The organism is Streptomyces sp. NBC_01429, from assembly GCF_036231945.1.
In the GTDB taxonomy this organism is placed as follows: domain Bacteria; phylum Actinomycetota; class Actinomycetes; order Streptomycetales; family Streptomycetaceae; genus Streptomyces.
Genome location: NZ_CP109599.1, coordinates 7199445 through 7220717 on the forward strand (window position 1 = coordinate 7199445; position 21273 = coordinate 7220717).

General features: G+C 72.0%; 16 protein-coding genes. 10 read left to right on the top strand and 6 right to left on the bottom strand.

The window, feature by feature from the left end; all coding sequences use genetic code 11:
• Positions 1 to 140: 140 nt before the first annotated feature.
• Positions 141 to 647, bottom strand: a complete 507-nt coding sequence (locus tag OG627_RS31735) for a MarR family winged helix-turn-helix transcriptional regulator (RefSeq protein ID WP_329071033.1) — start codon at positions 645 to 647, stop codon at positions 141 to 143.
• A gap of 43 nt (positions 648 to 690) precedes the next feature.
• Complete coding sequence (locus OG627_RS31740) at positions 691 to 2436, bottom strand: FUSC family protein (RefSeq protein ID WP_329071034.1); 1746 nt, start codon at positions 2434 to 2436, stop codon at positions 691 to 693.
• A 169-nt stretch (positions 2437 to 2605) separates the two neighbouring features.
• On the opposite strand from OG627_RS31740, the gene OG627_RS31745 reads away from it, so the two are divergent.
• From OG627_RS31745 to aspA, 6 genes are all read left to right on the top strand, one after another.
• Complete coding sequence (locus OG627_RS31745) at positions 2606 to 3073, top strand: SPW repeat protein (RefSeq protein ID WP_329071036.1); 468 nt, start codon at positions 2606 to 2608, stop codon at positions 3071 to 3073.
• A 531-nt stretch (positions 3074 to 3604) separates the two neighbouring features.
• The gene (locus tag OG627_RS31750) at positions 3605 to 4507 is read left to right on the top strand and encodes a TauD/TfdA dioxygenase family protein (protein WP_329073112.1); all 903 of its coding nucleotides are present in this window, start codon (positions 3605 to 3607) and stop codon (positions 4505 to 4507) included.
• A gap of 312 nt (positions 4508 to 4819) precedes the next feature.
• Positions 4820 to 5557 carry a FadR/GntR family transcriptional regulator gene (locus OG627_RS31755; RefSeq protein ID WP_329071038.1) on the top strand — a complete coding sequence of 246 codons (738 nt, stop codon included), beginning with the start codon at positions 4820 to 4822 and terminating at the stop codon, positions 5555 to 5557.
• The gene (locus tag OG627_RS31760; protein WP_329071040.1) at positions 5554 to 7062 is read left to right on the top strand and encodes an amino acid permease; all 1509 of its coding nucleotides are present in this window, start codon (positions 5554 to 5556) and stop codon (positions 7060 to 7062) included. Before OG627_RS31755 ends, OG627_RS31760 begins: the two co-directional genes overlap by 4 nt.
• 2 nt (positions 7063 to 7064) lie before the next feature.
• A complete protein-coding gene (locus tag OG627_RS31765) occupies positions 7065 to 8105 on the top strand; it encodes an asparaginase (RefSeq protein WP_329071042.1) in 1041 nt (346 codons plus the stop codon).
• Between the two features lie 275 nt (positions 8106 to 8380).
• Positions 8381 to 9790: an aspartate ammonia-lyase gene (gene aspA, locus OG627_RS31770; protein WP_329071044.1), complete on the top strand. Its 1410-nt coding sequence runs from the start codon at positions 8381 to 8383 to the stop codon at positions 9788 to 9790.
• 42 nt (positions 9791 to 9832) lie between these two features.
• Here aspA and OG627_RS31775 read toward each other — a convergent pair whose 3' ends face one another.
• Positions 9833 to 11383: an alkaline phosphatase D family protein gene (locus OG627_RS31775; RefSeq protein ID WP_329071046.1), complete on the bottom strand. Its 1551-nt coding sequence runs from the start codon at positions 11381 to 11383 to the stop codon at positions 9833 to 9835.
• Between the two features lie 465 nt (positions 11384 to 11848).
• Here OG627_RS31775 and OG627_RS31780 point away from each other — a divergent pair, with 465 nt between their 5' ends.
• Genes OG627_RS31780 through OG627_RS31795 form a run of 4 tightly spaced genes read left to right on the top strand, consistent with a single transcriptional unit; the run spans position 11849 to position 17875 of the window.
• A complete protein-coding gene (locus OG627_RS31780; RefSeq protein ID WP_329071048.1) occupies positions 11849 to 14773 on the top strand; it encodes an alpha-L-rhamnosidase in 2925 nt (974 codons plus the stop codon).
• Entirely contained in the window at positions 14770 to 16080 is a 1311-nt protein-coding gene (locus OG627_RS31785) for an ABC transporter substrate-binding protein (protein WP_329071050.1), read from the top strand. The genes OG627_RS31780 and OG627_RS31785 overlap by 4 nt, the downstream gene beginning before the upstream one ends.
• On the top strand, positions 16077 to 17054 hold the full coding sequence (locus OG627_RS31790) for a carbohydrate ABC transporter permease (RefSeq protein ID WP_329071053.1): 978 nt from the start codon (positions 16077 to 16079) through the stop codon (positions 17052 to 17054). Before OG627_RS31785 ends, OG627_RS31790 begins: the two co-directional genes overlap by 4 nt.
• A complete protein-coding gene (locus OG627_RS31795; protein ID WP_329071055.1) occupies positions 17051 to 17875 on the top strand; it encodes a carbohydrate ABC transporter permease in 825 nt (274 codons plus the stop codon). Before OG627_RS31790 ends, OG627_RS31795 begins: the two co-directional genes overlap by 4 nt.
• Here the strand turns inward: OG627_RS31795 and OG627_RS31800 are convergent.
• The 3 genes from OG627_RS31800 to OG627_RS31810 are packed head-to-tail and all read right to left on the bottom strand — an operon-like array spanning position 17836 to position 21251.
• The gene (locus OG627_RS31800) at positions 17836 to 19347 is read right to left on the bottom strand and encodes an FGGY family carbohydrate kinase (protein ID WP_329071057.1); all 1512 of its coding nucleotides are present in this window, start codon (positions 19345 to 19347) and stop codon (positions 17836 to 17838) included. The two genes, OG627_RS31795 and OG627_RS31800, sit on opposite strands and share 40 nt — an antisense overlap.
• Before the next feature lie 47 nt (positions 19348 to 19394).
• A complete protein-coding gene (locus tag OG627_RS31805) occupies positions 19395 to 20411 on the bottom strand; it encodes a 2-hydroxyacid dehydrogenase (RefSeq protein ID WP_329071059.1) in 1017 nt (338 codons plus the stop codon).
• A gap of 39 nt (positions 20412 to 20450) precedes the next feature.
• Positions 20451 to 21251, bottom strand: a complete 801-nt coding sequence (locus OG627_RS31810; protein ID WP_329071061.1) for a DeoR/GlpR family DNA-binding transcription regulator — start codon at positions 21249 to 21251, stop codon at positions 20451 to 20453.
• Positions 21252 to 21273: the final 22 nt, after the last annotated feature.

A 21273-nucleotide genomic window follows, 5' to 3' on the forward strand; every position in this document is an offset into this window, starting at 1 on the left:
CTCCGCTACAAGGACTTCCGGCCGCCTTGCGATCGCACGCACCGGACGACGCTCCTTCCGGGGCAGACATTGCCGGTCGCGGCACTAGGCCCTGTGTCCTTCGTCGCGGGACCCGGACGAGCGGTCCCCTGACCGCGAGGTCATTCGAGCAGGCTGCCCAGCCGCCCTTCCAGCAGGACCAGCAGCTCGCCGAGACCGCCGGCGAGCTGCTCCTGGCTGTTCGCGCCGAGCCCGTCCAACAGGGCCGCCTCGTAAGCCAGTTGCGCGGGGAGCAGCCGGTCGAGCAGCGCACGGCCGCCGGCCGTCAGGGACAGATGGGACACCCGGCGGTCCCGGTCGTCGGGGCGCCTGGCGATGAGGCCGTCGCTCTCCAGCCGGCGCAGCCGTTTGGTCACGGCCGCTCCGGAGGCGAAGGTCTCGCGCGCGATCCGGCCCGGGGTCAGCTCGTGGCCCGTGCGGCGCAAGGTGCCCAGGATGTCGAACTCGGGGCGGGTCAGCCCCTCCCGCCGCAACGGGGCGTCGGCGGCCTGCTGGAGCAGGGCGGAGCAGCGGTTGAGCCGCCCGATCACCGCCATGGGCGCGGTGTCCAGAGCGGGCATCACCTGCTGCCATTGCCGCATCACCCCGGCGACGATGTCCTCGGCCACGCGCACTCTCCTTCGTGTGTTGCGTGTGTGGTGGATCAAGCGTCTACGGTACGGGGGCCACGGGCGCGGTACGGCGCACGAGCAGCGCCAGCGTGCGGTGGCCCTCGGCCTCGGCGGCGGCGACGCGTTCGGCGGGCAGGGCGCGCTGCCACCACTCGCCCGAGGCCACCTCGAAGGCGTCGCGCAGCTCGACCAGGGAGAGCGCGAGCCGGTCACGGGACCGTCCGGCCTCCCCGGCCCACCCCGTACCCTCGGCCGCACTCCCGGCCGCCGCCCGCACCGCCGCGCCGCGCGCCGCCGTGACCTCGGCGAGCGCCCGGTCGATCCGGTCCGTGGCCCGGCGGTTGGTGACCAGCACGCAGCAGGCCAGTCCCACCGCCGCGCCGACCAGTGTGTCCACCATGCGGTCGTGGACCAGTGTGCCCGCCGGCAGATGGCCGCCGAACTCGGTGAGCAGCAGCGCCATCGGTGTGACGCACACCGAACCCAGCCAGTAGTTACGGGTGATGAGCGCCTCCGCGCCGATCTGGAAGGCCAGCGCGAGCAGCACCATCGCGAGATGCCCGGTGCGGATCAGGGGCAGCAGCGCGAGGAAGAGGACCAGCCCGAGGACATTGCCGAGAACGCGCTGAACGGCCCGCTGCCAGGAGAGTGTGGTGTTGGCCTGGTAGAGGGAGGCCGCGGTGACCACCGCCCAGTAGGGGTGGCCGACCCCGGCGGCCAGCGAGACCCAGCCCGCGAGCGCGCACCCGGCGGCCACCCGCGCGCCGACCGGCAGCAGCGGGGACCCCGGCCGCAGCCGGTCCCGTACGGCCCGGATGCCCCGGGGGCCGTCCGGCGCGGGCCGGCGCGGCTCCCACAGCGCCCGGCGTTCGGCGCCGACCCCGGCGACCTCCCGGCTCTCCCCGGGCGTCAGCGCGACGGCGGGCAGGGCCCGGCCCCGGCGCAGCGCGCGGGCCAGGGAGGCGCACCGGTCCGCCTCGCCCGGGTGCGGGGCTTCCGCGGCGAGGGCCGACTCCGCGTGGACGAGCAGCCGGTCGAGCCCGGCCCGCTCCGTACCGCGGCCCCGGTCCGTACCGTCGCCCGGGACCAGGAAGAGCGTGTGCCACGCGGCGTTGACCGCGCCGGCCGCCGCCCGGCGGGCCGGCAACACCTCGGCCCCCTGGGCCCGCCACAGCGCCGCCGACGCCTCCAGCGCCCGGGCGACGGCGGCCCGTTCGGGCCCGTGCGGCCGGAACAGACCGGGCGCCATGCAGATGAGCCAGGCCACCGCCCCGCCACCGACCGCCAGGGCGAGATGGAACGGAACGTCGGCGAGGCGCTGGGGCACGAAGAAGGCGGAGGACGAGATGAACGTCAGGATCAGATTGCCCGGCGGCCCGATCCCGGTCGCGTCGCAGACCGTCTTGTGCGCGGCCGCCACCAGCGCGGCGAGCGCCACCAGCAGCGCGGGCGAGGAGACCGTCGCCGCGCAGACCAGCGCGACCCCGAGGCTCGCCACCATCCCGAGGACCACCAGGGCCAGGGAGCGGGCCCGCGCCGTGTACGGCCTGCCGTGCGCGTAGAGGGCGCACATCGCGCCCGCCGAGGTGTAGAGGACGAGATCGAGACGGCCCAGCGCCAGCAGGGTCAGATCGGGTACGGCGAGCGCGCCCGCCGCGCTCAGCGCGGGCTTGTGCCAGAGGTCGACCGGCCGCCGCAGCCGGACGGTGCTCCGGATCGGGAGCGCGGCCGGACGGGGACGCTGACGCTGACGCGGCGTCGTACCGCGGGTGGTGTGCTTGCCCATCCCAAAAGATTAGCAGGTGTTTTACACGTGAAATATTAATGTCGGTGCATGCGATATGTACGAGAATCGACCTACACAAAACATAAAAAAGCGCGCAGAATGGAACGTGGCACGGCTCGGTGCCGTGCCGCACGGTCGGTGACTTGCGTGAAAGAAGGAGGCGAGTCGTATGGCCGACGTCTCACACCACAGGGAGACGGGACAGGATCTGTCCAGCCATCCCGACGTTCCCGAGATGCGCGAGCGCTACGCCCGCATGGTCGGTGGCGGACGCGGACTGACGGCGATGGCGGGACCGGTCTTCCTCGTCGGTCTGTTCTGCGCCCTGTCGCCCTGGATCATCCACTTCACCAGCAGCCAGCCCGCGCTGGCGACGCACAACCTGATCATGGGGGTCGCGCTCGCCGTCCTGGCGCTCGGTCTCTCCTTCGCACCGGGGAGGATGACCGGTCTGAGCCCGGCCATCTGCGCCATGGGTATCTGGATGATCGTGGCTCCCTGGATCGTGGGGAGCGGCCCCGACAAGGGCATCATCTGGACCAACGCCGTCATCGGCGGCCTCACCTTCCTGCTGGGTCTGGCATGTGCGGGCATGGCGATGCGCAACAGCCGAAGGAGCGTGAGACGAGCGGCATGACGCGGACGGGATGAACCGGGGGAGCAGACCACGAACCGGGGGGACTGGAACGGGGGAGAAGCCGAAGTCACCGGGCGGGCCCGCCCTTTGCGGGCCCGCCCGCGCGCGTACCGCGCGTCCTCGCCGGCCGGCCGGGCCCGGGGGTGGAGACCTGCGGACGGAACTGATGTACGGTGCCTGCCATGGGACCGTACGTAAACCACCGTGCAGCGGAGCCGCCCTTCAGCGGCCCCCACGGTGTGTGCGCGCCCCGCGGCCAGAGCTTCCTGCGCCGCCGCGGCCGGGTGGGTTCTCCCCCGGCCCGTCTCTGTCGCTGACCCGCGATATCTCGCCGAGCGCCGCCGGGCCCCTCGCCGGGCTCCGGCCGCCCCGTCGGCACCCGCTCCACGCCCCTCCCTCACTCCGGCCCGCCCCGGGCCGCCCGCCCGCGTCCGCGCCCCGCCCGGACCCGTTCACCAGAGGAGATCCGTGACCGTCACCACCGCATCCGCCGCCACCGCCACGCCCCCCGTCGCCGCCTCCGCCCCCGCCGTGCCGCGCCCGTACCGCATCCCCGCCGACGGTCTGTACGAGGGCCACCGCGAGCTGCGCCGGCTGCCGGAGGGGTGGCAGGACCGCCCGTACGAGCTGTTCGAGCTGGTCCCGCAGGCCCGCACCATCGGCGCCGAGATACGCGGGCTCGACCTCGCGCAGCCGCCCTCGCCCGCCCTGCGCGAGGAGCTCAACCGCGCCCTGCTGGAGTGGAAGGTGCTCTTCTTCCGGGGGCAGCATCTGACCTCCGAGGCGCAGCGCGCCTTCGCCCGCAACTGGGGCGAGCTGGAGACCAATCCGCTGCTCGCCACGGGCGACGCCCCCGAGGTGGTGCGCTTCGACCGTTCCGCCGTCCCCAGCTTCGAGAACGTCTGGCACACCGACGTCACGTTCCGCGAGCGGCCGGCGCTCGGCGCGGTGCTGCAACTGCGCGAGGTGCCGCCGTCCGGCGGCGACACCATGTGGGCCGACATGGCGGCGGCGTACGACAACCTGCCCCAGGACGTGAAGGACCGCATCGACGGCGCGCGCGCCGTGCACGACTTCCTGCCGGGCTTCGCCCGCTTCGCTCCCGCCGCCCAACTCGCCGCCTTCCAGGACCAGTTCCCGCCGGTCGAGCACCCGGTGGTACGGCGTCACCCGGAGACGGGCCGGCGGATGCTCTTCGTGAACACGTCCTTCACCACCCACCTCGTGGGATTCGGGCAGGAGGAGAGCGACCGGCTGCTGAGGCTGCTGTTCCAGCAGGCCTATGTGCCCGAGTTCCAGGTGCGGTTCCGCTGGCAGGCCGGTGACATCGCCTTCTGGGACAACCGCGCCACCCAGCACTACGCCGTCAACGACTACGGCTCCCACCGGCGCGTCGCGGAGCGCGTCGCGATCGCGGGCGACCGCCCCTTCTGACCCGGCCCGGAGCCGCGCCCGCCGACGTACGACACTGCCGCACAACACCGCGGTACACGCCGCAGTGCGCACACCGTCGCACCGCACAGGCACACATACACGCACACCGCACACCGACACGTCTCAACCATCGGCACCCGGTACACACCGACACACCACCCGCACCGGCAGACCAGTGCGGCGCCGCCCCCACGACACCGCGCGAGGGGGCGGCGCCGCCGGCCGTCACGGCCCTCCGTCACCGGTGACCGGCCCCTTCGTATCCCCGCACACCCCTTGACAGTGCTCCCCCGGGCGATTCAGGATGCCCGGGTGAACCTGTCAGACAGCCAGACAGCTGGCGATGCGCCCAGACGGATCAGCGCCATGGAAGCGGTACTGAATCATCTGCGCGGCGCGATCGAGCGGAGCGAGTACGCGGTGGGGGACAAACTCCCCTCCGAGGCCGAACTCTGCCGTCGCCTCGAAGTGAGCAGGCCCGTGCTCCGTGAGGCGCTGCGCGCGTTGCAGACGATGGGGCTGACCGTCTCCCGGACCGGAAAGGGCACCTTCATCGTGTCCAACGGCCCGGTGGAGGACCCGGTCTTCGGCGACTACACCGCGAGCGACCTCCTGGAGGTCCGCCGGCACGTCGAGATCCCGGTGGCCGGATACGCGGCCGTGCGCCGTACCCCCGAGGACCTCGATCACCTCGCCCATCTGCTGGAGCGGATGGAGCGGGAGACCGACACCACCGCCTGGGTGGCGATGGACACGCTGTTCCACCTCGCCGTCGCCCAGGCGGCCCAGAATCCCGTCTTCCGGCGGGTCATAGAGGAGATCCGCGACGCGCTGGCCCGCCAGTCCGCGTTCCTCAACGAGCTGGGCGGCCGGCGTGAGCAGTCGAACCAGGAGCACCGCGCGATCGTCGAGGCCCTCGTCGACCGGTCGGAGCAGGACGCGGTGGCGGCGATGACCCACCACCTCGCCCGCGTCGAGTCGACGCTGACCACCATTGTGCGGACCCCGCACTGTACGAAACCCCCACAAGAAGGCGAATCCCACGCGTGAGCGAGCAACTCCAGCAGGCGGAACAGTACGAGGCGCCACAGCACGGGCAGGACGACGCCCACGTCGACGCCGGTGACGCCGGGTACAGCAAGACCCTGAAGTCCCGGCACGTCAACATGATCGCCATCGGCGGCGCCATCGGTACCGGGCTCTTCCTCGGTGCCGGCGGCCGGCTCGCCAGCGCCGGCCCCTCCCTGGCCATCGCGTACGCGGTCTGCGGCATCTTCGCCTTCCTCGTCGTACGCGCTCTCGGCGAGCTGGTCCTGCACCGGCCGTCCTCCGGAGCGTTCGTCTCGTACGCCCGCGAGTTCATGGGGGAGAAGGGCGCCTTCGTCGCCGGCTGGATGTACTTCCTGAACTGGGCTACCACCGGAATCGCCGACATCACGGCGGTGGCCACCTACACCCACTACTGGGGGATGTTCACCGACGTCCCGCAGTGGGTGATCGCCCTGATCGCGCTCGCGGTCGTGCTGACCGTCAACCTCATCTCCGTGAAGTTCTTCGGCGAGATGGAGTTCTGGTTCGCGATCATCAAGGTCAGCGCGCTGGTGGTCTTCATGCTGATCGGCATCTTCCTGCTGGTCACCCAGCAGCCGGTGGACGGCCACAGCCCCGGCCCGTCGCTGATCACGGACAACGGCGGCTTCTTCCCGGCCGGCATGCTCCCGATGCTGCTCGTGGTCCAGGGCGTCGTCTTCGCGTACGCCTCGGTCGAGCTGGTCGGGGTCACGGCGGGCGAGACCGCCGAGCCCGAGAAGATCATGCCGAAGGCCATCAACTCGATCATGTGGCGTGTCGCCCTCTTCTACGTCGGCTCGGTCATCCTGCTGACGATGCTGCTGCCGTGGGACAAGTACTCCGCGAGCGAGAGCCCCTTCGTGACCGTGCTGTCGAACATCGGGGTGCCCGCCGCGGGCGGTGTGATGAACCTGGTCGTCCTCACGGCCGCCATGTCGAGCCTCAACTCCGGCCTCTACTCCACCGGTCGCATCCTGCGCTCCATGGCGATGTCCGGCTCCGCGCCGAAGTTCACCGGCGTGATGAGCCGCAGCCAGGTCCCGTACGGCGGCATCCTGCTCACCTCCTCCATCTGCGTCCTGGGCGTCGGCCTCAACTTCGTCGTACCGAAGGACGCCTTCGAGATCGTGCTGAACTTCGCGGCGATCGGCATCCTGTCCACCTGGGGCATGATCATGGTCTGTCACCTCCTCTTCTGGCGGAAGACGCAGCTCGGACGGCTCTCGCGGCCCGGTTACTCGCTGCCCTTCGCGCCGTGGACCCAGATCATCACCCTGCTCTTCCTCGCCTCGGTGCTCGTCCTGATGTACGCGGACGGCGGCGCCGGCCGCACCACCGTCCTGTCGCTGCCCGTGATCATCGCCGCGCTGGTCGGCGGCTGGTTCCTGGTACGGGGCCGGGTCGGGGCCATCCGCGAGACGGCCGCGTCGGCACGCACCGGACGCGACGGCACCACCCGCACCACCGATGACACCGAAAGCTGAGCATGACCGAGATCATCACCACTCCGCGCCGAACCCCGGGCCCGCCGCCCCCCGTCCGCGAACCGGCCCACGTGCCGCTCGCCCATGTCGTACGGGGCGGTGTCATCGAGGGCGTCCACCACGGCTCGGTGGTCGTCCTGGCCGCCGACGGCAGTGTCGAGTTCCTGGCCGGGGACATCGAGGCGGCGTTCTACCCGCGCTCCGCGCTCAAGCCGCTCCAGGCGGTCGGCCTGCTGCGCGCGGGGCTGCCGCCCCTGGACGACGAGTCACTGGCCCTCGCCGCGGCCAGTCACTCCGGTGAGGAACGGCATCTGACCACGGCCCGGCGCATCCTGGACGCCGCCGGGCTGACCGAGGACGATCTGCGCAACGTCCCCGACCTGCCCTACGGCGCCGAGCGGCGCGAGGAGTGGCTGCGGCTGGGCCACGGCCGTACCCGCCTCGCCCAGAACTGCTCGGGCAAGCACGCCGCCATGCTGATGACCGCGCGGGCCAGGGGATGGCCGCTGGACAGCTACGCCGACGCCGGGCACCCGCTCCAGCAGGCGCTCGCCGCGACCGTCGAGGACCTCACGGGACAGCGCATCGCCCGGGTGACGGTCGACGGCTGCGGCGCGCCGCTCTACTCCGTCTCCCTGCACGGCCTCACCCGCGCCGTCGCCCGGCTGGCGAGCGCCGCGCCCGGCACCGACGAGGGCCGGGTCGCGCACGCGATGCGCGCCCACCCGGAGATCGTCTCCGGCACCGGGCGTGACGTCGCCCGGCTGATGCGCGCGGTGCCGGGACTGCTCGCCAAGGACGGCTTCGAAGGGGTGCAGGTCGCCGCGCTGCCGGACGGCAGGGCCGTCGGTGTGAAGATCGCCGACGGCGGCGACCGCGCCCGGATGCCGGTGACGGCGGCGGCCCTCGCCCGGTGCGGGGTCGACCCCGGGATCCTCGCCGAGTTCGCCCGTACGCCGGTCATCGGAGGCGGCGCCGAGGTGGGGAGCCTGCGGGCGGCGGGCGCGCTGGCTCCCGTATCCGATCCGGAGCCCGCCGCGTAGGGCGTGTTCCGAGTTCTCCCGCGGCGTCGCGGTGTCTGGCACCCGCGTCTCCGGCGTTGTCGTCACTCGACGACGCTCCGCGTCGCCTCCCTCCTCCGTCTTGGATCCACAGGCACCAGACACCGCTCCTTCCTCCACGGGAGAACTCGGAACACGCCCTGGCCACCCCGCAAGCAGGGGGCGGCGGGGCCGAAAGCCCCGGGCCCGCCGCCCCCGCAGTTCCGTCTCCGCCCGGCCGACCCGTACGTCCCCACCACACGAAGGACACCTCCGCCATGACCGCCGGCCACCGCCGCGAACACGATCTGCTCGGCGACCGCGACATACCCGCCGACGCGTACTGGGGCGTGCACACCCTGCGCGCCTCGGAGAACTTCCCCATCACCGGGACGCCGATCTCCGCGTACCCGCACCTGATCAACGCGCTCGCCGCCGTCAAGGAGGCCGCCGCCCGCGCCAACGAGGACCTCGGGCTGCTCACCGCCGAGAAGGCCGGCGCCATCGCCGCCGCCTGCCGGGAGATCAGGGAGGACGGCGCCCTGCACGACCAGTTCGTCGTCGATGTGATCCAGGGCGGCGCCGGTACGTCGACCAACATGAACGCCAACGAGGTGATCGCCAACCGGGCGCTGGAGATCCTCGGCCACGACAAGGGCGACTACGGCCGGCTGCACCCCAACGAGGACGTCAACCTCAGCCAGTCCACCAACGACGTCTACCCGACCGCCGTCAATGTCGCCACGATCATCGCCGTGCGCGAACTGCTCGACGCGATGGCGGTGCTGCGCCGGGCGTTCGCCGCCAAGGCCGAGGAGTTCCGCGAGATCCTCAAGATGGGGCGCACCCAGCTCCAGGACGCGGTCCCCATGACACTGGGGCAGGAGTTCTCCGCGTACGCGGTGATGCTGGAGGAGGACGAGAGCCGGCTCGCCGAGGCCGTCCTGCTGGTGCACGAGATCAACCTCGGCGCGACCGCCATCGGCACCGGGCTCAACGCCCCCGCCGGTTACGCCGAGTCGGCCCGGGGCCATCTCGCGGCCATCACCGGACTGCCGCTGGTCACCGCCGCCAACCTGGTCGAGGCCACCCAGGACTGCGGGGCCTTCGTCCATCTCTCCGGCGTCCTCAAGCGCATCGCCGTCAAGCTCTCCAAGAGCTGCAACGACCTGCGGCTGCTGTCCTCCGGGCCGCGCGCCGGCTTCGCGGAGATCAACCTGCCGCCGGTCCAGGCGGGCTCCAGCATCATGCCCGGCAAGGTCAACCCGGTGATTCCCGAGGTGGTCAACCAGGTCGCCTTCGAGGTGATCGGCAACGACGTCACCATCACCATGGCCGCCGAGGCCGGACAGCTCCAGCTCAACGCCTTCGAGCCGGTGATCCTGCACTCCCTCTCGGAGTCCATCACCCATCTGCGGGCCGCCTGCCTGACCCTCGCCGAGCGCTGTGTCTCCGGCATCACCGCCAACACGGAGACGCTGCGCGCGACCGTGGAGAACTCGATCGGGCTGGTCACCGCCCTCAACCCGCACATCGGCTACACCGCCGCGACCGAGATCGCCAAGGAGGCCCTCGCCACCGGGCGGGGCGTCGCCGAACTGGTCCTGGAACGCGGGCTGCTGCCCGCCGACACCCTGGCCGCCCTGCTGCGTCCCGAGGTGATCGCGGGCACCGGCACCGTCTCGTGAGAGAGGGCCGCGCGCGCCGACAGGGCGCGCGCGGCTCCCGGTTCAGACCGGCTGGACCCCCGGCCGGCCCGCCTCGGTGAGGTACGAGACACGGGTCGAGACCGGGGCGCCCGGCCTCGTGACGTACGGCAGCACCCGGAAGTCGGCGCGGCAGCTCTCCGCCGTGGCGGTGCAACGCACGTATCCGCGCTGGTAGTTGGTGAACTTGATGTGTTCGTTGGCCGCGAGCAGGCTGGCCCCGGAGGGGTCCAGGTCCACACCGTCCATCTTGGTGGAGATCGAGGTGCCGACGAACTCCACCCCGATGGTGGGCGAGTCCGGCCGGTCGAAGTCCCGCTTCAGGTCCGCGACGAGATGGCGGTGCATGTCGCCGGTCAGGACCACCGGGTTGCGGACGTTCCTGGCGTCGATCTCGTCGAACAGCCGCTGCCTGGACGCCGCGTAGCCGTCCCAGAAGTCCATCACGAAGGACTGGCCGGGGCCGGGGTCGGTGTCGACCTGGTTCATCGCGATCTGCTGGGGGATCAGGTTCCAGGTCGCGTCGGAGCGGCCGAGACTGTTGTAGAGCCAGTTCTCCTGCTCGGCGCCGAGGATGGTGCGGTCCGGCGACAGCCGCTCCTCGCAGCCGGTCTTCGTCCCGTCGCCGCACGCCTGGTCGTCGCGGAACAGCCGGGTGTCGAGGATGTGGAAGGTGCCCATCCGGCCGTAGCGCAGACTGCGGTACATCCGGGCGTCGAAACCGTCGGGCTTGTTGGGCAGGCGCAGCGGGAGGTGTTCGTAGTACGCCTGGAACGCCCCCGCCGCGCGCTTCCTGAAGACCGCCGGGTCCACGTCGGTGTGCTTGGAGTGGTCGCCCGCCCAGTTGTCCTCGACCTCGTGGTCGTCCCAGACGACGGCGAACGGGTGGGCCTGGTGGGCGGCGATCAGGTCGCTGTCGTAGCGGTGCAGGGCGTGCCGGTTGCGGTACCCGGTCAGATCCATCGGCTCCGCCCGCAGCTCGGCGGCGACCGGGGTCTTGCGTACGCCGCCCATCGCGTCGATGGCGTTCTCGTAGATGTAGTCGCCCAGGTGCAGGACGAGGTCGACGTCCTCCTCGGCGATGTGGCGGTAGGCGGTGTAGAAGCCCTCGAACCACGCCTGACAGGAGACGAAGGCGAACTTCAGGGAGTTGGGGCGGCTGTTGGGGGCGGGCGCGGTGCGGGTGCGGCCGACCGGGCTGACCACGCCGCCGGCCTGGAAGCGGTAGAAGTAGGTGTGGTCCGACTGGAGGCGCGAGACCTCGACATGGACCGAGTGGGCGAGTTCGGCGACCGCGCGGGTCCAGCCCCGGGCGACGACACGCTGGAAGCGTTCGTCGTCGGCGACCTCCCAGAGGACCTTGACCGCGCGCGGTGACATGCCGCCCGTGCCGTCGGGGGCGAGGGGCTGGGGGGCGAGCCGCGTCCACAGCACGAAGCCGTCCGGCCAGGGGTCGCCCGAGGCGACCCCCAGGGTGAAGGGATCCTCCTTGAACCGCTCGGCGGCACCGGCCCGTCCGGCCGACAGAGTCCCGGCGGCGACCGCCAGCGCGAGCGTTCCGGTCGCGCCGAGCATCGCCCGTCTCCCGAAGCCCGAAGTTCCGCTGATCCCACAGTTCTTACGCATGAATCCTGGTCCGTTCGTCGTGCGGGGATCCCGCCCGGCCCGAGGCGGAGCCGAGGCGAGATCGGCGCGTGATTTAACGTCAGTTCATGTTGTAATCACACGGTGAATATCACATCGGTATCACGCGTCACAAGAGCACCCGCCGCCGAGCTGACAAGGCTTGTCACGGCTGACTCTACGGCTGCTTTACGAGGAAGATCAGTTGCGCCATGAGGTGGCGGAATCGGTACTTCTCCGGTGCCCACGTAACACCCTTGACACTCCTCGCGGGCGGCTCATACTGTCCACGCCACATAAATGGCGTTAGATTTCACATTCGAGAGTGGCCGTCTTCACGTCGAGTTCACGCCAGGTGGGCCCGGCGGGCGGCCGAGGTGACGCGCCGTCTGTCCGGCGCCAAGGAAGGACGTGCCCGTGTCCGGTCCCCCGGCAGCGGATGGCGCGTCGGCGAACGGCGTGTCGTCGAACGGCGTGTCGGCGGATGGCGCGTCGTCGAACGGCACGTCGGCGCACGGCGGGTCGCAGGGCCTTCGCCCCTACGCCCTGCGCTGCGACCACCGCACCACCCCCCTGGGCATCGACGAGAGCACCCCGCTTCTCGGCTGGCGGCTGGTCTCCGAGCGCCGCGGCGACGACCCCACCGCCTACCGGGTACGGGTCGCCGAGCGGCCCGAGGATCTCGACGAGGGCGGCCGCCCCCTCTGGGACACCGGCCGGGTCGAGGACCCCGGCGCGATCGGAGTCCTCTACGCGGGGCCCGCCCTGACGGCCCGTACCCGCTACCACTGGCGGCTCTCCGTCTGGCCGGCCGGTCCCTCGGCGCCCGCCGAGGAGACGTCCTGGTTCGAGACGGCCTTCACCGGCACACCGGACTGGCGCGCCTCCTGGATCGGCCACGACCCGCACCCCCTCGCCGTCATGGACGCGCCCACCGAGGGCGCACACGCCCTGGACGGCCACGGTCTCGCCCCCTGCCCGCTGCTCCGAAGGACCTTCACCGCCTCGAACGTCACCCGCGCCCGGCTCTATGTGAGCGCGCGCGGACTGTACGAGATCCGGCTCGGCGGCGTCCGGGTCGGCGACGCGGAACTCGCCCCCGGCTGGACCGACTACACCCGCCGTATCCAGTACCAGACCTACGACGTCACCGCACTGCTCCGCGAGGGCGAGAACGTCCTCGCCGCGACCCTCGCCGACGGCTGGTGGAGCGGCTTCGTCGGCTTCGAACCGCGCAGGGCGGGCGCCCACTACGGCGCCTTCCCCCAGCTCCTCGCCGAACTGCACCTCACCGGCGCGGACGGCCGTACGACCGTGATCGCCACCGACTCCGCCTGGCGCACCGGCACCGGAGCCGTCCGCCACGCCGATCTGCTCATGGGCGAGTGCCACGATCTGCGCCACGCCGCCGACGGCTGGGAGCTGCCCGGCTACGACGACTCCGGCTGGACGCCCGCCCTGGTCACCGACGCCGACCACGGGCTGCTCGTGGCATCCGTGGACGAGCCCGTACGGGCCATGGCCGAGCTGCCCGCACGCTCCGTCACCCGGACCGGGGAGGCGGTCCATGTGGTGGACTTCGGCCAGAACCTCGCCGGCCGGGTACGGCTGCGCGTGGCCGCGCTCCCCGGGGGCGCGCGCGTGACCGTCCGCCACGCCGAGGCGCTGGACGCGGCCGGCCGCCCGTACACCGCCAATCTGCGCACCGCCGCCGCCACCGACGTACTGATCGGCGACGGCCGCGAACACACCGTCTTCGAGCCGGGCTTCACCTACCACGGCTTCCGCTACGCGGAGATCAGCGGGGTCCCCGGGCTGCGCGCCGCCGACGTCGTGGCCGTCGCGCTGCACAGCGACACGCCGTGGGCCGGCGCGTTCGACTGCTCGGACCCCGAGATCAACCGGCTGCACACCTGCGTCGAGTGGGGCCAGCGGTCGAACTTCGTCAGCGTGCCCACGGACTGCCCGCAGCGCGACGAGCGGCTCGGCTGGCTCGCCGACGCGCAGGTGTTCCTGCCGACCGCCGCGCTCAACGCCGATGTCGCCGCCTTCTTCACCAAATGGCTGCGCGACGTCGAGGACGCCCGCACCCCCGAGGGCGGCTTCACCAATGTCGCGCCCCGGCTCACCGGAGTGGCTGACGAGGGCGCCCCCGGCTGGGGCGACGCCGGTGTCATCATCCCCTGGCACCTCTACCGCACCTACGGCGATCCGCGCTTCCTCTCCCGCGCGCTGCCCGGCATGCGCGCCTGGATCGACCTGATCCACCGTCACAACCCCGATCTCGTCTGGCGGCGGAAGGTGGGCCCGCACTTCGCCGACTGGCTCGCACCCGGCACCCCGACCCCGCGCGACGTCGTCGCCACCGCGTACTTCGCGCACAGTGCCCGGCTCACCGCACGCGCCGCAGAGGTACTGGGGGAGCGGGACACGGCACACACCTACCACCGGCTCGCCGACGACATCCGGGCCGTGTTCACCGACCGGTTCGTGATCTCCGACGGGGAGACCCTGTCCATCGAGGGCGACACGCAGACCGGCTATCTCCTCGCGCTCGCCTTCGGACTGCTGCCCGAGGACCGCGCCCCCGCCGCCGCGCGCCGGCTCGCCGAACTCGTGGAGAGCGCAGGCCCCGCCCTCCTCACCGGTTTCCTCGGCGTCGCGCTCGCCGCGCCCGTCCTGGACACGTACGGGAGGGCCGATCTCGCCCATGCCCTGCTGCGCCGCGCCGAGGTGCCCTCGTGGCTGTTCCCGCTGCGCCACGGCGCCACCACGATCTGGGAGCGCTGGGACGGCTGGACCCCGGACGCCGGATTCCGCGCGCCGTCGATGAACTCCTTCAACCACTACGCGCTCGGCTCCATCGGCGAATGGCTCCACCGGGGTGTCGCCGGACTCGACCAGCACCCGGACTCCACCGGATACCGGCGGCTGCGCGTCCGGCCCCGGCCCGGCGCGCTCACCCACGCGAACAGCCGCTACCTATCGGCGCGCGGCACGGCCGAGGTGCGCTGGGAGCGCCGGGACGACACCTTCTCCCTGCGGGTACGGGTGCCACCGGGGGCCGACGCCGAGGTGTACGTACCCACCGACGAGCCCGGTTCGGTCCGCGAGTCGGGCGGCGATCCGGCGGACCGCGACCACCTCACACTCCTGCGGGCCGCACCCGGCCACACGGTCTACCGGGTCGCCTCCGGGACGTACCACTTCACCGCGACGGCCCCCGGCCCGGCCGCTCCCGCCACCGCCTTCGCGCCCGCCACCGCCCTCGCTCCCGCCCCGGCGGAACACGCGCCCGCGCCGCTCACCCGCGTCGGTTCACCCGAGGAGAGCACACCATGACCACCGGTCCGCACCGCCCCACAGCTCCCGCCGGGCCCCCGGTCAGCCGCCGGGGACTGCTCCGCATCGGCGGCGGCGCCGCGGCCGCCCTCGCGCTGCCCCCGCTCCTCGGCGCGTGCTCCGGATCCGACCGCTCCGGAACGGTGCGGGTGGTCGGCGTCGCCGACCAGCAGAAACCTCTCGGCACGCTCATCGAGCGCTACCGCGAGAACCACCCGGATGCCAGCTTCTCCACCTCCTTCGCCCCCACCGACCAGGTGCAGACCGTCGTCCGCACCCAGCTCGCCGGCGGCAACGCCCCCGACGCGCACGTGCTGTTCCCCGGCAGCGGCAGCGCGATGTCCATGGTCGAACTCGCCAGGGCCGGACTGCTCACCGATCTCTCGGACCAGGAGTGGACCCGCTCCATCCCGAAGAACTTCGACGCCGCCTACCGGCACGACGGCAAAACCTATCTGTACTCGGCGGGCAGCAGTGTCATCGGCGCCATCTACAACAAGAAGGCTTTCGCCAAGGCGGGGGTGGAGCCGCCCAGGACATGGAGCGAGCTGCTCGACGTCTGCGCCGAACTCAAGGCCGAGGGCATCGTCCCGCTCGCGCTCGGCGCGCAGACCCCCTGGGTGACCCAGCTGATCAGCTACGCCCTCGTCCCCAACGCGGTGTACGCCAAGAACCCGCACTTCGACGCCGAAATGGCCGCCGGGCGGGCGAAGTTCGCCGACTCCGGCTGGGCCGACGCGCTGGGAAAGTACCAGGAGCTGCAACGCCGGGGCTTCTTCAACGCCAACCCCAACGGCACCACGTTCGAGCAGCAGACCTCTCTCGTCGCGGGCGGCAAGGCGGCCATGGCCGTCCAGGTCTCGGCGGTCCTCGGCACCTTCCGCGAGGCCGCCGCCCACCCCGCCGACCTGGGCATGTTCCCCTTCCCCGGCGGTGACGACCCGGCCGACCAGTGGATCCCGGCGGGCATCGTCGTCGGCCTCGGTGTCGCCGCCCACGCCAAGAACCCGGCACGCGCGAAGGAGTTCGTCGCCTTTCTCGGACGGCAGGAGAACATCAACCGCTGGGCGACAGACGTCTCGGCGATCCCGTTCACCCGCGACGCCTCCACCAGGATCGACCCCGTACTCACGGACTTCCTGCCCGTCGTCGACGCCAACCGCGCCGTGCCCTTCATGGACCAGAGCTGGCCCAACGCCGAGGTGCAGCCCGCCCACTTCGCCGCCGTGCAGGACCTGCTCGCAGGCAAGACCGACGTCAAAGGAGCACTGGGACAGATGGACACCGCCTACCGGAAGAAGCCGTGAACTCCCTTCCCGAGACCGCCGCTTCGGACCTCCCGGCGCGAGCCCCCGGGAAGCCCGCCACGACCGGCGAACCGGACCGTACCCGCCGCGGGGGCCGCCGCCACGACCCCACCGTCCCGCCCTGGGCGTTCGTGGTCCCCGCGCTCGCCGTGTACGCCGTCGTCGTCCTCTACCCGAGCCTGGCCGGGGTCGGCTACGCCTTCACCGACTGGTCGGGCATCGGGGACTTCGGCTTCGTCGGCCTGGACAACTTCCGTACGCTGCTCGGCGACGACCGTGCCCTGCGGTCCGTCGGCAACACACTGCTGCTCACCCTCGCCGTGGTCGTCGTCCAGAACGCCGTCGGACTGCTCCTCGCGCTCGGTGTCAACGCCAACATCAGATCCCGGGCACTGCTGCGCGTGATCTTCTTCGCGCCCGCCGTCGTCAGCCCCGTCATGGTCGCGTTCCTCTGGAAGTACGTCTACAACCCCGACGACGGCGCCGGGCTCAACGGCGTCCTGGGCGCCCTCGGCCTCGGCGGACTGCGCCAGGACTGGCTGGGCAACCCCTCGCTCGCCCTGTGGTCCGTGGCCGCGATGGTCGTGTGGCAGTACGCCGGCTACTCCATGGTCATCTTCCTCGCCGGACTCCAGGGCGTCCCCGCCGAACTCCACGAGGCCGCCACCATCGACGGCGCGGGAACGTGGCAGCGCTTCCGCTACGTCACCTGGCCGCTGCTGGCCCCCGCCCTCACCATCAACCTCATGCTGTCGACCATCGGCGGCCTCAAACTCTTCGACCAGGTGTACGCGGCGACCAACGGCGGCCCCGGCACCGCGAGCGAGACGCTGTCCACCGTGCTCTACAAAGAGGCGTTCGTCTTCGGGAAGTTCGGCTACAGCACCGCCGTCGCCCTGGTCCTGGCGCTGTTCGTCGCGGCGGTCTCCCTGATTCAGCTCCGCTATCTGCGCGCCCGGGAGGTCACCGCGTGAGCCCCGCCAAGTACCGCACCTACGGACTCGAACTCCTCATGATCGCCGCCGCGGTGGTCTTCCTCTTCCCGGTGTACGCCCTGATCACCCTGTCCATGAAGAACCCCCGGCAGATCGCCGACTCCCCACTGGCCCCGCCCCTGCCGCCCACCCTCGCCAACTTCGGCGACGCCTGGTCCTCCGCCTCGCTCGGCCCCGCCCTGGTCAACAGCACCGTCATCACCGCCGTCAGCCTGCTGCTGCTCATCGTCCTCGGTTCCACGGGCGCCTACTACCTCGCGCGGCGCGTGCGCGGACTGGGCTACGGGCTGTACATCCTCTTCCTGCTGGGCATCGTGCTGCCCTTCCAGCTCGGCATGATCCCGCTGTACAAACTGGTCGACAGCGTCGGCTGGCTCGGCACGTACCAGGGCATGGTGCTCTTCTACACCGGCATCCAGCTCCCGTTCACCGTGTTCCTCTACACCGGCTTCATCCGCGCCCTGCCGCCGGACTACGCGCAGGCGGCGCTGATCGACGGCTGCGACCACCGGCAGGCGTTCACCCGGATCGTCTTCCCGCTGCTGCGCCCCATCACCGGCACCGTGATCATCCTCAACGCGGTGTTCATCTGGAACGACTTCTTCACACCACTGCTCTATCTGGGCGGCTCGGGCAAGGAGACCGTCCCGGTCGGAGTGTTCTCCTTCGTCGGCCAGTACGTCTCCGACTACGGTCTCGTCTTCGCCGGGCTCGTCCTGGCCGCCCTGCCGATCCTCCTGGTGTTCCTGCTGCTCCAGCGCTACGTGATCAAGGGCTTCGCGGGCGGCCTCAAGGGCTGAGGCGCCGGACTCCGGCGCGGCGGGCGCGCGGCGGCCGGTCCCCGCCAGCGGGCCCGCGCGGCGGCGACCCGCGACAGATAGTCCGCGTACGCCTGTTCGTAGAAGGCGACCCCGACGGGATCCGGGTCCACCACCGCCTCGGGAGTCGTCCACGCGGCGGTGTCCGGCGCGTGGCCCAGCTCCTCGCCCCGGGCCGCCAGCGCGGCCAGTACGGCGCCGCGCGCGCCCGGTTCGGGACCGCGCGCCACCCGCAGCGGCCTGCCCAGCACATCGGCGAACAGCCGCAGCCAGGCGAGGCTGCGCACCCCGCCGCCGCACACCGCCAGCTCGCCGGTGAGGCCCCCGGCCTCCAGACAGTGCCGGGCCGCGAACGCGATCGCCTCGCACATGGCCCGGACCAGATCGGCGCGCGACGCCCGCAGATCCAGCCCGGTGAACTCTCCGCGCGCGGCGGGCGCGACAAACGGCGCGCGCTCCCCGGAGGGCGAGAGATACGGCAGCGCTGCGACGCCCCGGGCGCCCCGCGGCGACTCCTCCAGCATGCCGGAGACCTGTTCGTGCGAGGCGCCGGTGATCCCGAGCACCCAGTCCAGCGCCACCGTGCCGGTCATCGCAGGCAGGGCGCGCATATGACGGTCCGGCCGGGCCGTGGCCAGATGGAACCCGACGGGATCCGCGTCGAACGCGACGCTTTCCACCACGACCTGGCACGCCAGGGTCGTCCCCACGATCAGCAGCCCGTCGCCCGGTTCGGTCACACCCGCGCCGATCGCGCTCGCCGGGAGGTCGTACGGGCCCGAGGTGACCGGTGTCCCGTCGGGCAGCCCCGGCAGGTGTCCGCGCGCCCGACCGCAGGGCAGCGTCGCCGCGATGGGCGGCAGCAGCCCCGCCCGGTGCCCGACGCCCAGCGCGTCGAGCGCCTCGGGGGAGTAGGCGCGGGTGCGCGGGTCGAGGAAGGGGACCGAGGCGTCGGACAGATCGGTGGAACGCTCGCCGGTCAGGCGCAGCTGCACGACGTCCTTGCAGCAGGCGGCGGTCGCCGCCGCGTCCAGGGACCGCGGCTCGTTGCGGTCCAGCCAGGCCAGCAGCGGGCCGGGGGAGCCGGGGAAGAGCACGTTCCCCGTACGGCGGTACATCAGCTCCGCCGTGCCGTCGGCCATCCACTCGGCGACCAGCCCTCCGGCCCGGCCGTCCATCCACGACAGCGCGGGGCGCACCGCCCGGCCCGCCGCGTCGACCAGCCACAGGCCGTCGCCCTGTCCGGTGATGGCGACCAGCGCGGGCGTACGGCCGGCGCCCACCGCCGCGAGGACTCCGGCAGCGGCGCCCACCACCTCTTCGACGTCCTGCTCGACGTCTTCACCGTGCCCGCCCAGCGAGATCGGTGTGGAGTGCGACGCCAGGGCCGAGCCGTCCTCGGCGAAGGCCACCGCCTTGACGATCGAGGTTCCCATGTCCAGTCCGACGAACACCCTGTCTCCTCCTGCCGTTGAGAGATGAGCCGTTCCGTGACGGGGCGTCAGGCCACTTGGTGGGCGAGCGGTTCACCGCGCAGATACCGGCCGACCTCGGCCGCCGCGATCCGCGCGGCGTTGTGCGCGACAGAGGTGTTGGCGCCCGCCAGATGGGGCGTCATGACCAGCCGGGGGGCGGACCGCAGCCGGGAGCCGGGCGGCGGCGGCTCGACCGCGAACACATCGAGCCCGGCCGCCGCGAGCCGGCCGGACTCCAGCGCGTCGCACAGCGCGTCCTCGTCCAGCAGCGCGCCGCGCGCGCAGTTGACCACGACCGCGCCCTCGGGGAGCAGGGCGAGTTCCCGGGCGCCGAGCAGACCGCGTGTCCCGGGGGTCAGCCGGGCGTGCAGCGAGACGATGTCCGAGCGCCGCAGCAGTTCGTCCAGGTCGTCCACGGGCGTGCCCGCCGCACGCAGGGCGGCGGGATCCGCGTACGGGTCGTGGACAGACACCCGCGCGCCCAGCGCGGTGAGGGCGCGGGCCACCCGGCTGCCGACGGCTCCGCAGCCGATCAGCCCGACGGCCGCCCCGTCCACTCCGGGGCCGCAGTTGTCGTACGTGTAGAACTCGCCCGCCCAGCGTCCCGAGGCGAGCGCGGCCGAGGTCTCCGGGATGCGGCGCATCGTGGCCAGCAGCAGCCCGACGGTGTACTCGGCGGTGGCGGCGGCGTTGCGGCCCGGCGTGTTGCACACCCGGACACCGTGCTCGCGCGCCGCGTCGAGGCTGACATTGACGGGCCCGCCCCGCCCGACGACCACCAGCCGCAGACCGGGGGAGCCCTCGATGACCTTCCGGGTCAGCGGAGCCATCTGGGTGACGCAGACCTCAGCTCCGGCGAGCGCTTCGAGTACGGTCCGCTCGTCGCCGGACGCCTCGTCGACCTCGGCGACCGGTCCGAACGGGGTCAGCGGCCACGGCAGGCACAGCCGGTCGACCGTATGACCGGCGCCGATCTCGGCCGTCAGCTCGCGGGCGAACAGTTCGGGGGCGACGAAGTGGTCGCCCGCGGCGAGGATTCTCATCGGCGGGGGTCTCCTTGGCGGTGGAGGGGAGGTGCCTCGTCAGGTCGGAGCGAGCCGGTAGGGGACGCCGCTCTCGTCCAGGGAGCGCAGCGTGTCCGGCGGGACGCGGTCGTCGATCAGTATCAGATCGAAGGCGGACAGCGGGGTCAGCCGGTGCAGCGCGGTGCGGTCGAGTTTCGAGTGGTCGATCATCAGGACGCTGCGGTCTGCGGCCTTGAGCATGGCCCGTTTGACCGCGACTATGCGCTGTTCCTGGTGGAAGGCGAAGTCGCCGGAGACCGACGACACGGACACGAAGCACAGATCGACCCGCAACGCCTCGACGGCCTCCACGCAGGGCACCCCGAGGAACGAGTCGTGCAGCGGATCGTAGTCGCCGCCGAGGGCCATCAGATGCAGACCGCGCTCGTCCGCCAGCAGATTCAGCGCCTCCAGGAAGTTGGTCACCACGGTCAGCGGCTCGATGCCCGGCAGCAGCCTGGCCAGCTCCAGCGCGGTCGTGGAGTCGTCGATCATCACGGACATGCCGGGTTCGACCAGGCTCACCGCCTCCGCGGCGATCGCCTCCTTCTCCCGCCGCATGGAGGTCTTGCGGTAGGCGACATTGCTCTCGAACACCCCGGAGGGCTGCGCGGTCACACCACCGCGGAACTTGCGCAGGACGCCCTCGCGTTCGAGTTCGTCGATGTCGCGGTAGATCGTCATCACACTCACGCCGAACCGCTCCGCCAGGTCCGACGCCGACGCCGATCCCTCCGACAGCACATGATCGGAGATCTCCCGGCGCCGTCGCAGCGGGCCACGGCGGCTCTCGTCCTGGGGCATTCCTCGGTCTGACATTCCTCGGTCCTGTCCGCACCTC